This window comes from Miniphocaeibacter massiliensis, from assembly GCF_900232905.1.
GTDB lineage: Bacteria > Bacillota > Clostridia > Tissierellales > Peptoniphilaceae > Miniphocaeibacter > Miniphocaeibacter massiliensis.
Genome location: NZ_OCTQ01000004.1, coordinates 39689 through 52531 on the forward strand (window position 1 = coordinate 39689; position 12843 = coordinate 52531).

The 12843-nt window shown below is 28.2% G+C and carries 12 protein-coding genes; 1 reads left to right on the forward strand and 11 read right to left on the reverse strand.

Annotated features, from left to right (window positions below):
• Window positions 1-8: 8 nt before the first annotated feature.
• The 10 genes from CS899_RS08055 to CS899_RS08100 form a co-directional block, all read right to left on the reverse strand.
• Window positions 9-686, reverse strand: coding sequence for a phosphoribosylaminoimidazolesuccinocarboxamide synthase (locus CS899_RS08055; RefSeq protein WP_100065679.1), 678 nt, complete (start codon window positions 684-686; stop codon window positions 9-11).
• A gap of 188 nt (window positions 687-874) precedes the next feature.
• Window positions 875-2326, reverse strand: a complete 1452-nt coding sequence (guaB, locus tag CS899_RS08060; RefSeq protein ID WP_100065680.1) for an IMP dehydrogenase — start codon at window positions 2324-2326, stop codon at window positions 875-877.
• Between the two features lie 397 nt (window positions 2327-2723).
• Window positions 2724-3230: a GrpB family protein gene (locus CS899_RS08065; protein WP_100065681.1), complete on the reverse strand. Its 507-nt coding sequence runs from the start codon at window positions 3228-3230 to the stop codon at window positions 2724-2726.
• Window positions 3231-3349: 119 nt separating this feature from the next.
• On the reverse strand, window positions 3350-3982 hold the full coding sequence (locus CS899_RS08070; RefSeq protein WP_100065682.1) for an ABC-2 transporter permease: 633 nt from the start codon (window positions 3980-3982) through the stop codon (window positions 3350-3352).
• 2 nt (window positions 3983-3984) lie between these two features.
• On the reverse strand, window positions 3985-4830 hold the full coding sequence (locus CS899_RS08075) for an ABC transporter ATP-binding protein (RefSeq protein WP_100065683.1): 846 nt from the start codon (window positions 4828-4830) through the stop codon (window positions 3985-3987).
• Complete coding sequence (locus tag CS899_RS08080; RefSeq protein WP_100065684.1) at window positions 4823-5203, reverse strand: GntR family transcriptional regulator; 381 nt, start codon at window positions 5201-5203, stop codon at window positions 4823-4825. Before CS899_RS08080 ends, CS899_RS08075 begins: the two co-directional genes overlap by 8 nt.
• Window positions 5204-5336: 133 nt before the next feature.
• On the reverse strand, window positions 5337-6074 hold the full coding sequence (locus tag CS899_RS08085) for a putative ABC transporter permease (RefSeq protein WP_100065685.1): 738 nt from the start codon (window positions 6072-6074) through the stop codon (window positions 5337-5339).
• A 124-nt stretch (window positions 6075-6198) separates the two neighbouring features.
• Entirely contained in the window at window positions 6199-6939 is a 741-nt protein-coding gene (locus tag CS899_RS08090) for an amino acid ABC transporter ATP-binding protein (RefSeq protein WP_100065686.1), read from the reverse strand.
• Entirely contained in the window at window positions 6940-7617 is a 678-nt protein-coding gene (locus tag CS899_RS08095; RefSeq protein WP_100065687.1) for an amino acid ABC transporter permease, read from the reverse strand.
• A gap of 10 nt (window positions 7618-7627) precedes the next feature.
• Window positions 7628-8437 (reverse strand): transporter substrate-binding domain-containing protein, encoded by an 810-nt coding sequence (locus CS899_RS08100; RefSeq protein ID WP_100065688.1) that lies wholly within the window; start codon window positions 8435-8437, stop codon window positions 7628-7630.
• A 545-nt stretch (window positions 8438-8982) separates the two neighbouring features.
• Here CS899_RS08100 and CS899_RS08105 point away from each other — a divergent pair.
• The gene (locus CS899_RS08105; protein WP_100065689.1) at window positions 8983-11319 is read left to right on the forward strand and encodes a cell wall-binding repeat-containing protein; all 2337 of its coding nucleotides are present in this window, start codon (window positions 8983-8985) and stop codon (window positions 11317-11319) included.
• A gap of 581 nt (window positions 11320-11900) precedes the next feature.
• Here CS899_RS08105 and CS899_RS08110 read toward each other — a convergent pair.
• A complete protein-coding gene (locus CS899_RS08110) occupies window positions 11901-12839 on the reverse strand; it encodes an oligopeptide/dipeptide ABC transporter ATP-binding protein (RefSeq protein ID WP_100065690.1) in 939 nt (312 codons plus the stop codon).
• Between the last annotated feature and the right edge of the window lie 4 nt (window positions 12840-12843).

The window sequence follows — 12843 nt, forward strand, 5'->3', positions numbered from 1 at the left end:
ATTAACTTTTAAAATAAAAACTCTCCTATTTTCATTGGTTCAATGTAAGTCTCATTTTTATATACTCTCATATTTCCACCAGATAATTCATCTATTAATACTATTTCACCATTATCTAGTTTTCCAAATTCAAGTTTAATATCGAATAATGTCAAGTCTTTCTCAGCTAACTCTTCTCTTATAACTTCGGATATTGCTTTTGTTAATTGTATAATTTCTTCATATTCTTTTTCATTAATAATATCTAAAATAATTAATGCATCTTTTGTAATTAAAGGATCATTTCTTTCATCATCTTTTAATGTGATTTCTACATATCCTGGTAAATCCATTCCTTCTTTCGCATATAGTCCATATCTTCTTATAAAACTACCTACTGCCTTATATCTACATATAACTTCTAGTCCTTTTCCAAAAACTTTAGCTTCTCTAACAGTCATTGCATTTTCTTCTACATTTGAAGAAATATAATGTGTTGGGATATTTTTTTCGTTTAATTTTTCAAAGAAAAATTTAGATACTCTCAAATCTTCCTTGCCAACTCCTTCTATAGTCAATGCTACTTGGTTAGCTCCTGGGTCAAAAACCCCATCTACTCCCGTAACATCGTCTTTAAACTTCATTACAATATTACCTTCATCATTTTTGTATACATCTTTTGTTTTGCCTTTGTAAATTAATTCCATAGTATCTCCTTTCAAATATAAAAGCCCAGAAGGGTAGGTTAGACGAAACCTACCCTTCTGGGCTTTTATCCCTTAGGTGTGATACTTGTTAGTACCTATATCGCTTGGACCAGCAAAACTTCTGTTTTCGGAACCCTAGATATACTTTCGCCCATGTACATGAGCTTTGTTTCAAAATTAATAAAATTTTAAGTTGTATAGTTTGGTGCTTCTTTAGTAATTGTTATATCATGAGGATGATTTTCTACTAATGAAGCAGATGTTATCTTTATAAATTTAGCTTTTTCGTGTAAATCCAATATAGTTCTACTTCCTGTATATCCCATACCAGACCTAACACCACCTATTAGTTGATAAATTATCTCTGAAATCTCTCCCTTAAAAGGAACTCTTCCTTCAACTCCTTCAGGTACGAACTTCTTACTATTTTTGTCTTGGAAGTATCTATCGCTACTACCATCTTTCATCGCAGCAATTGAACCCATTCCTCTATATTCTTTATATCTTCTTCCTTCGTATATTACTATTTCTCCAGGACTTTCGTCAGTTCCTGCAAATAGTGAACCTGCCATTATACTGCTAGCTCCTGCTGCTAAAGCTTTGGTAATATCACCAGAGTACTTAATTCCTCCATCTGCGATTATTGGAATATTGTATTCAGATGCAACATTATAACAATCTATTATTGCTGTTATTTGAGGAACTCCAATTCCAGTAACAACTCTAGTTGTACATATAGAACCTGGTCCTATTCCTACTTTTACTGCATTAGCTCCCGCTTCTATTAATGCTTTTGTAGCATCACCTGTTGCAACATTTCCAGCTATTATCTGTAAATCTGGAAATTTTCGTCTGATACTCTTAACAACTCCTAAAACTCCTCTTGAATGACCATGAGCTGTGTCTATTACTATTACATCTACTCCTGAATTCTCTAATGCTGTTACTCTTTCCATACAATCTGCAGAAGTGCTAACTGCTGCCCCTACTATTAAACGTCCTTTTTCATCTCTAGCAGAATTTGGATATTTTATAGATTTCTCTATATCTTTAATTGTTATTAAACCTCTTAATTTGTAATTACTATCTACTAAAGGTAATTTTTCTATTTTATTACTTTTTAATTTTTCTAAAGCTTCATCCATAGTTATATCTATATTTCCTGTAACTAAATTTTCTTTTGTCATCGCTTTGTCTATGGATTTGTCTAAATCTGTTTCAAATCTTATATCTCTATTAGTTATTATTCCAAGAAGTACATTATCTTCATCTACTATTGGTACACCTGATATTCTATATCTTGCCATTATATCTAAAGCTTCAGATATTTTGTTTAATGGAGATAAGAAAAATGGATCTGTTATTATTCCCTGTTCTGAACGTTTAACCTTATCCACTTCCATTGCTTGTCTTTCTATAGACATATTCTTATGTATTATTCCTATCCCACCTTGTCTAGCCATAGCTATAGCCATTCTAGATTCTGTAACTGTATCCATACCCGCACTCATAAAAGGTATGTTTAACTTAATTTTTGATGTTAATTGTGTTTCCAAAATAGTATCTGCTGGTAAAACCTCTGACTCTAATGGTACTAATAAAACATCATCAAAAGTTAAACCCTCTCCTATAAATTCCATATGCACTCCTTTCAAATTTAAAAAGTTTTTTGTTTATCGATTAAGTAGAAATTAACAAATTTTTTAGACCTTGTCAAACAAAAAACCTTGATTTTTAGGCATTTTACAGCATTAGAAAACGATTCTTTTTTAGGCAACGGTTTCCTATTTTTTCTTTTTTACACAATAAAACTAACTTTTCAAAAATTTCTTTAATTGTGATTTATTTGTTGATCTTCACGTTAATTAGCAAATAATATACCATTTTTTATATAAATTACTAATTAGAAAATGCTTTCTGAAAGTTTTCCTATGAAACATCTTCAATTATAAAGATTTCATACTCAATTTCAGAATAAAAAATCTCTTAACTTTTAATTAAGAGATTTTTTCTATAGTTTTATTTGTTTTTTATGTACTATTTTTTAGATTTTTCTTCTAGTTCTTTTATAAATTCATTTTTCCCATCCATATAACTTTCTATATCATTTGGATATCTTTTTGCTAGTTCTTCCTTTAAATTACCATATTCTGCTCTAGCCTTTTCATTTTCTCTTAAATAGTCTCTAAAAGCTAAATGTCTTAAAATATCTTTTTCATTATCTACTTGAAAAATGTGAATATGGTGTGGCCTATCTTCTTCCCCACCTTTTTTGAAGAATCTTCTACCTGTAATTCCAAATTCTCCCATACATTCATATCCCAGTTTTTCAAATTCTGCGTTATGCAAATCCACTTTTTCTATATCCTTAACTACTGGCCTAATATCTATAATCGGCTTTGACTTTAATCCAACAACAGAAGTACTTCCTATGTGATGAACTTCAATTAAATTGCTACCAAGTATATCTTTTATAAGCTTTGCTTCACTTTTAAATTTACTTTTGTAACTATCATCATATTCTTTAACAACTATATTTCTCATGTTTTCTCCTTAATAAAAAGATAAAAGAACCAATTAGTTCTTTTATCTTTTTATATATACATTAATATTTAAAGTTTATATTCTATTTGAAAATTATATCTTAAAATTCTATTTTCAAACTAAAACTCTTTTTTCTCAACTATCTTCACAGAACTTATTATAGATATTCCAGTTATAATAACTATAGCTACAAATAATATAATAGCTAACACAACAGGAGGTACTGATTCCATCTTGTTAAAAATTTTCAAAGCTTCTTCAAGCAAATTATCGAAATTAGATATCATACTAAATATCGCTATATAAAGCACTAACATAACAAGTCTACCTTTATTTGGACCAAATTTCAAAAGAATTGGTGTAATAATGTTTAGCATAATAAGTGAGATACCCATAGCTACTACTGAAAATAACAATGATAACTCCAAAGATAAACCCATGGTATTTTTTACTACAAAAAATGTAGATATAGCTCCTAATATTCCTAATATTATTCCAGGTAGATATTTACTTAGAACATACTGTTTCTTTTGAATAGGAGCAGTAAAAATAAACTTATAAACTCCTCCTTGTTCGTCTATGCTAATAGACATAGTAGAAGTCATGAATACCATTAAGAAAAATATAGCTGATAAATATATAAAACTTCCTGTTGAATATCTCATGTAAATTCCAAAAGCTACAAAAAATAAAGCCATGCCTATATAGTACTTTTTATAAGATTCAAAATCTTTGTATATTAAAGCTTTCATTACTACACCTCCTTAACGAAAAATAACATAATATCTTCAATATTAGGTTTTTCTAAACCTTCAATATTTCCAACTTTATTTCTATCTAAAAGAAGTCTTTCACCAAAAGAAGAAGTTTTTCTTCCTATTACAACATCTTTTGGAAAATTGTTTGCTTCTTCATGACTACAAGAATAAAGAGCATATCCTTCATACAAGTTGTCTTTTTCTTCCATAAAAAGAAGTTTTCCTTTATGTATAAAAGCTATATGGTCAGCAACTTTTTCTAAATCTGAAAGAATATGAGAAGAACAAAATACACTTTTATTTTCATCTTGTATAAAATCTAAAAATAAATCCAAAATTTCTTCTCTAATAACCGGGTCTAGTCCACTTGTAGCTTCATCTAAAATGAGCAGTTTTGCATTGTGAGACATTGCAATAGCTATAGATAGCTTCATCTTAGTACCTCTTGAAAGTTCTTTTATTTTCTTGTCCATAGGTATATCAAATTTACTTACAAGCTCACTATATTTTTCATCGTTCCAATTTTTGTAAATCATTTTAGCGAACTTTGAGGCAGCTTTTACTTTCATATCTACTGGAAGATGTAATTCGTCTAACACCACTCCAATGTCTTCTTTCATACTATTTGAAAGCTCTCCATTTACTTCTTTGCCAAATATTTCAACAGATCCAGCACTTTTATGAACCAAATCTAAAATAATTTTTATAGTAGTGCTTTTTCCAGCACCATTTTCTCCAATGAACCCTACTATCGAACCTTTTGGAATAGACAAATCTATAGGTCCTAAATTAAATTTAGGATAGTTTTTTTCTAAACCTTTTATTTCCAAAATATTATCCATCTCTTTCCTCCTTTAAAATCTTCAGTATCTCTATAAGTTCATCTAAATCTATACCAGAAGACTCCGCTAACTCTAATACTTTGTTAAGTCCTTCTTCTATATTTCTAAGTTGTTCTTCTTTTATAATCTCTTCATTTTGACCTGCTACAAAGCTTCCTTTCCCTTGAACTGAAGATATAAAACCTTCCTTCTCAAGTTCATCATAAGCACGTTTAGTTGTAATAACACTTACTCTAATTTCTTTTGCTAAAAACCTAATAGACGGTAATTTTTCTCCTGGTTTAAGTTCCCCAGAAATAATTGCATCCTTTAATTGTTCCTTTATTTGCTCATAAATTGGCTTATCGCTACTATTTCTTATAAATATATTCATAAATTCACCCATCCTAGAATGTTCTTACTGTTATAACTGTATATAGTGTATATCTTTATTTGAATTTTGTCAATATAAAAAAGCCATAAATAAAAACTTATGACTTTTTTATATTTTATATTATATTAATATATTAATTCTTTGTGTTATTTTTATTATTAATTTTCTTAGTAAATTTCATATTAGGATAGTTTTTGACAATTCTACTCAAACTATGATGTTTTAACTTTTTATGCAAATTACTTAGATGGTTCAAGACATTCTCCCTACTAGAAGAAGAATTGTGATTGGCTAGTAAATGTTTTAGCCTATACTCTTTAATTCCTGCATTTTCTTTGTCAGAATTGTCAATTACTTTCTCTACTTCTGCCTTAGTTGTCATTGAGAAGTAAAGAGTTGACATTACATCAACTGCAAATAATATAAAAAGAATTATTGGACCAATACTGTCTGTATCTTTTATAAACTTGTCAATAACATCATTAACTACTGGATTAATAACTTTTATTAAAAAAATACAACCTACACCCCAAAATAGAGATACTGGAACAGCAACTCGACCTTCGATATTAAAAGGTATATCTGAATAATCCCAAAGTTTCATATGAAATAACTTTTCAAGTAAAAAACTTGCAATATACTCTATAATCGTAACAATTACTATTACATTGAAATACAAGTTCAACAAAGTTCCAGAGTCTTTTGGTACTAATAATAGTACAAAAGAAACCCCAAATCCATATACTGGACAATATGGTCCTAAAAGAAATCCCCTATACACAAAGTGTTTTGCCTTTATAGAGCAATATATTGTTTCCCATATCCATCCTATGAATGCATATACTATAAATGTCATAAATAAATTTGTCATATTTTTCTCCTAATATTAATGATATTTTTTATAACGAATATCATTATATCATAACTCAATTTTCATAAACACAAATAATCATCAATAACTTTTTAATATACAGTACAAAATCTTCTATTTGTATTTACAATTTTTTATTAATATGTAATAAAAAATTTTTTAATCTTTCTGTTTTTGGATTATCTATAACTTCTTTTGGACTTCCTTGTTCTACAATTACTCCGTTATCCATAAATACAATTTTGTCAGATACATTTCTTGCAAAATTTATTTCATGAGTAACTATCATCATAGTCTTTTTTTGTTTAGCTATATCTTTTATAAGCATTAAAACTTCATTTACAAGTTCTGGGTCTAGAGCTGAAGTAGGTTCATCTAACATTAATATTTCTGGATTAAGCGCTATTGCCCTCCCTATAGAAACCCTTTGTTGTTGTCCTCCTGACAATTGATTTGGATATGATGACTTTTTGTCTTTTAATCCTATTTTGTCAAGAATTTCAACTCCTATTCTATTTGCTTCTTCTCTTTTTACTTTTTTTACTACAATTAAACCTTCAGTAATATTTTCTAGTGCTGTTTTATTATTAAATAAGTAAAAACCTTGAAACACCATGGCTGTATTTCTTCTTATCCAAAGTTGTTCTTTTTTGCTTATATTATCTAAAGAAAAAATTTTATCCTTTATTTGTAGTTTTCCACCATCTGCTTTTTCTAAACCATTAACACAACGCAATAATGTTGACTTTCCACTACCAGAAGATCCTATAACCGTTACAACCTCACCAGTGTTAATTGATAGATTAACACCTTTTAATACATTATTATCTTCAAAACTTTTTCTAATATCTGTTAACTCTATCAATTAAATACCTCCTGTTCTTAACTTTACTCTCTTTTCTATATTTTTTTGTATAAAGCCAAGAATAGATGTAATTCCCCAATAAACTAATAAAACACTAATAAAAGCTTCTAAATATCTATAACTAGAAGCCCCTTCTAATTGGGCAATTGCCATCATTTCCTTTACTCCTATGGCAAATACTAAGGAGGTATCCTTTATTATATTAATAAAGCTACTAAATAATGTTGGTAAAGCTATTCTAAAGGCTTGTGGTATAACAATTCTCACCATCATTTGTATATAATTCATTCCGATAGACTGTGCTGCTTCTATTTGCCCTATATTAACACCTTCTAAGGCTCCTCTCAAGGATTCTGCCATATATGCAGAACTTGCTACAGAAAGCACTATTACTGCTGCTTGAAACGAATTTATTTCTACTATATTTTGAATTAATGGAATTATTCCAAAGTAAAAGCAAAATAGCTGAGCCATTAATGGAGTTCCTCTAAAAAAGGATATATACACTTTAAAAATATTACTCAATATTGGAACTTTAGCATAAATCACCATAGATATTATAAATGCTATAATTAGTCCAAATATTATTGCCAAGGCTGATAATAACAAAGTAACTCCACTGTATTTAAGCATTAACGGAATTATGTTTTCTATAAACTGAAAATCAAAAGCTTTCATCTACATTAACCTATTTAGAGCTAACATCTAGATTAAACCATTTCTCAGATAATTTTTTCAATGTTCCATCTTTGTGCATTTCTTCCAAAGTATTAGCTACCTCTTTAGCCATTTTTTCGCCTTTTTCATCTTTCCTAAAAGGATATGCATTAATTTCAAAAGTCTCTCTATCTCCTAACCCTCTCAATGGAAATCCATTTTCTTCAATTACTGTATTGGTTTTTACTTCACCTTGCCATAATCCATCTAAACGTCCAATTTTTACTTCTTCTTCCATCGGTGCACCATCAAAAGTAATAATTTCAAATCCTAAATTGTATTTTTCATTCATTGCTCTAAGAGTAGCTTCTCCATTTCCACCTAACCAGCAACCAACTTTTTTACCTTTTAAATCTTCTTTTGTTTTAAATTCACTATCTTCTTTCACAAATAAATCATAATAACTATATGCATAAGGCGAACTAAAAGCATACTTTTCTTCTCTTTCTGGAGTAATAGACATTTGATGTGCTATTGTGTCTATTTCGCCTGAATCTAACATTCCAATTAGTCCACTGAATTGTCCTAGTTTATAATCTAAATCATAATTATTTCTTTTTGCTATTTCTTCCCATACTTCCATTTCAAAACCTTTTAACTCGTCATTTTCTTGAAATGCCCATGGTTTATATGATGCCGACGTACCTACTACAATTTTAGTCTTTCCCTCTTTGTTATCTTCACCTTTAGTACTGCTATCATCTTTCTTTCCATTACAGCCTACTATTCCTATCCCAACAACCATAATTAATAACATTAAACATATTTTTTTAATTTTCATTTCCTTCTCCTTTTATTGTAATTTATTGTTAATAAAATAACTATCAGTGTCCCTTTAAACAACAATAAATTATAATCTCTTAACTTGAAAATAATTTTCGTTCTCATTAATAAGTATTGAATATAGTTTTAGATAAATAAATACTGAAACCATCAGATAATTGCTCTCATTTATAATTAAATGTTTTTACAATAAATAGAATTTTAGAAATAACAACTACTATTATCAAAAGTAAAGAAATTATATTTAGTTAGTTTATTAGAAACTTCTAATTCATTATTTATATAACGTCATGTAAATAAATTAAAAACTTTCATGTAATTCTTTACTCCCACTAATATACTTGTCTGCGTAATTTGCATGTTAAAATTATATCTAATTTGGATTTTTATGTCAATTTATAACAACATCATTCTAAGTGTTATTGTTATAATCTCATTTAATTCTATCTCTATACTATTATTAAATAGAAATATACAGTATAATTAAATATAATATATAATTATTTTTGTACTTAATTAAATTTTATAAAGGAAGTGTAAATATTGAAAAAAAGAATTTTTTCGGTAGCATTAATGTTCGCTTTATCTCTAAATTTAAGTATTAGTTTTGCTGACGAACTAACATCTACCAAAGAAGTAATAGAAACAGAACCTGTCGAAAATACAGAAGTTTCAACTGAATATATTGAATCGACTGAAGAAAATAAACAAAATACTAATGTTTCAGAAAATTTAACTTCTACTAGTACATTACAAGGTTTATATGGTGAAAATGTAGATAATTCTATAGATTCAAATTCATCTTTAAATAGCTATTTGAATTCTTCTACTAGAATAAAGAGGATAGCTGGTGCCGATAGAATTGGTACATCTATTCAAATCAGTAAATTTACCCACGATAAATCTGATAAGGTGATTCTTGCTAGTTCAAAAAACTATGCTGATGCTTTATCTGCATCTAGTATAACTTTTGGAGAATATCCAGTACTACTCGTTAACAACGTCCTAACAAACAATTTAAAAAACGAGATTATTAGACTAGGTGCAAAAGAAGCTATCATTTTAGGCGGTGATAACGCCGTTAACAATAATGTAGAAAAATCTTTAAAATCTATAAAATCCTTAACTAAAGTTACTCGTATTGCTGGAGCTAATAGATACTCTACATCTGTTAAAATAAGTGAAAAGTCTATAAATCAAAATCTTATAGTTGCTTCTGGTAGTAATTATCCTGATGCATTAGCAGGAACTATATTAGCAAATAACAAAGCCGATTTAGTATTAACTCCAAACAATAAACTTGATACTAACTTAGAAAAAAAGCTTAAAGGTTTTAATGGTGATAATATAAAAATAATTGGTGGTAATGCTGTAATAAAAGATAGCGTAATGAATAATATAAAAAAACTATCTAAAACTTCTAATATTGAAAGAATAGCTGGAGCTAACAGATATGACACAAGTGTAAAAGTTGCAAAAAAAACAAATAGTAAAACTGTTATATTAGCTTCTGGACAAGATTATCCTGACGCACTAGCGGCATCAACATTATCTCAAAAACTTAATGCACCTATAATACTTACACAAAATAGTATACTTTCAAAAGAAGTAGCTTCTTATGTAAGATCAGCAAGTAAAATAATAATTGTTGGCGGAGATGCTGTAATAGCTCAAACGGTAATAGATGGTATAAATGGTGAGAATATTTCTAATGAATATATAACATGGAACAATATAAATAAATATAGTACTAAAATTATTATGTCAGAATCTGAAATAAAAAATTATAATAAAAATAATATATCCAAAAGTAGTTATCTAAATGATGTTTTAAATATAAATAAATTGTATTCAAAAGATGAAATTACTAAAATGATTAATACTTTATCTGTTCTACCATCAAAACCTTATAATAAAAATGGTGTAGCTTACAGTAATTCAACAAAAAATAGTTGGGTTAATAATTGTAATAAAAGTGCAGTAGTAACACAAAAAAATTATAACTTTGGAGTAGTAACTGAAAGAACCCTTCTTAGAACTTTCCCAACTTGGGACGAAAATAGAACTAAAGGTGGAGCACATGACTACTTTGCAGAAACAGCTTTAAATCCTTGGGATGAAATACTAGTTTTACACCAAAGTAAAGACGGTAAATGGGTATTTGGTATAACAGAAAATTATACAGGTTGGGTCTTCAAAGACTATATTGCTTTTTCTACAAGAGATGAATTAAAAAAATACAAAAATCTTCCAAAAGAAATTGTAATAGAAAGACAATTAAAAATTGGAAATAAATTATATGATATGGGATCAGACATACCCATTTCAGAAAAATCCTTACTGTCTCCAACTAAAAATAGCAGTTCTAAGCTAGCTCCTACAAAAATATCTAAACCAAGCTCTGGAACAGTAAGTGGATATTTACCATACACTGAAGCAAATGTAATTAAACAAGCATTAAAATTTAAAGGAGAAAAATATGGTTGGGGTGGCTCTAATAACGGTCATGACTGTTCTTCTCTAATACAAGATGTATTTAAAACATTTGGAATAATTATGCCAAGAAACACTTCACAACAAGAATACTCATATGTAGGAAAAACAACATCATTAAACAATATGTCAAATTCAACAAAACAAAATAAAATCATAAGTATGGGACCTGGAACAGTAATGTACATGAAAGGACACACAATGATGTATATTGGCAAAAATGCAAAAGGTGTACCTATGATGATACACCAATATGCTGGACATTATTCTAATGGTAAATATGTGTCAGTTTTATCTGCACAAATCACTCCTTTAACATTGGGAAGCACAGGAGGAACTACTTACCTAACACATATGCGTACAGCAGTTAAATACACCAATAAATAATAAAGAGATACTCTTTGTGAAATCAAGAGATAATATGTTCAATATGTATATTTACAATTATTATAATTATTAATATAATTTTTAGCAGAGATTATTGGAAATATAATAATAATAATTGGATTATTGGAAAAAATAGAGAAGAGATTATAGAAAAATATGGAGAATTTGATTTAGATGGTTTTAAACGAAAATCAAATGATGGCTACCATTGTGCATACAATATAGGTAAGTCTTTTATTGGATCTTATTTAGGTGAACTGGAGAATTTTTACTACATTGACTTTGACAATGAAAATATAGCTATAGAAATATCTGTGCATTCGCAATTTGGCGGCTAGTATAAAAGACATATAAATAATTATTTCTTATTTACATTAAATAAAAAAGCCTATAAGTTAGTAATTAACTAACTTATAGGCTTTTAAACTACTATTTTAAAACTCTGATCAATTAAGAATATATGTTTTATTTAGCTATATTTAACTTTTTATTTGTATATATTTTCTTTGCATTATATTACTTTTTGTCGTTGTCAAAATCATTATTACGATTTTAGTACGCCTTGTTAATTGAAAAAACAATTATTTATCTATAATTTTATATAAATGACAAGCTACCATATGTTTATTTTTCACTTCTATCAATTTAGGTTCTATATTTTGACATTCTTTTATTGCATATTTGCATCTTTTATATAAATTACATCCTTTAAAATCCTCATCTATTTTTAATGATTTATCGGTTCTAAAATCTGTTTTAGCTTCATTATCCGATGTATCACCTACTAAAGAGATGGATTCGATTAACATTTTCGTATATGGATGTAATGGATTATTGTATAATTCATCTTTATTTGTTATTTCTACTATTTTCCCTAAGTACATAACTGCTATTCTATCACTAATATAGTTAATTATTATTATATTATGAGTTATAAATAAGTATGTAACTTTTAATTCTTCTTGTAAATCTTGTAAAAGATTCACAATTTGTGCTTGTATAGAAACATCTAAAGATGCAATTGGCTCATCACATACTATGAAATCAGGATTGCTAACTAATGCTCTAGCTATACAAATCCTCTGTTTCTGTCCCCCTGAAAATTCATGAGGATATTTATATAAATCATTTTCCTCAAGCCCAACTTTGTTTACAATACTCAAAACTTTGTTTTTTCGTTCTTCTAAAGGGATATTTAATACTTTCAATGGCTCTTCAATAATTTTTTTTACATTCCATTTTGGGTTTAGTGCCGATGCTGCATCTTGAAAAACAATCTCTTTTCTTTTTCCGTTATAAAATATTTCTCCATCTGTTTTTTCTTCCATACCTAATATTAGTTTCCCAAGAGTTGATTTACCTGATCCAGATTCTCCAACCAATCCTAAAGTTTCACCCTTATATATTTCCATGTCTATGTCATCTACAGCTTTTGTACAACCTCTTGATTTTCCTAAAAATGATTTATTGTCATAATATTTTTTTAATTTTTTAATTTCTATTAAAACTTCTTCTTTCACAATA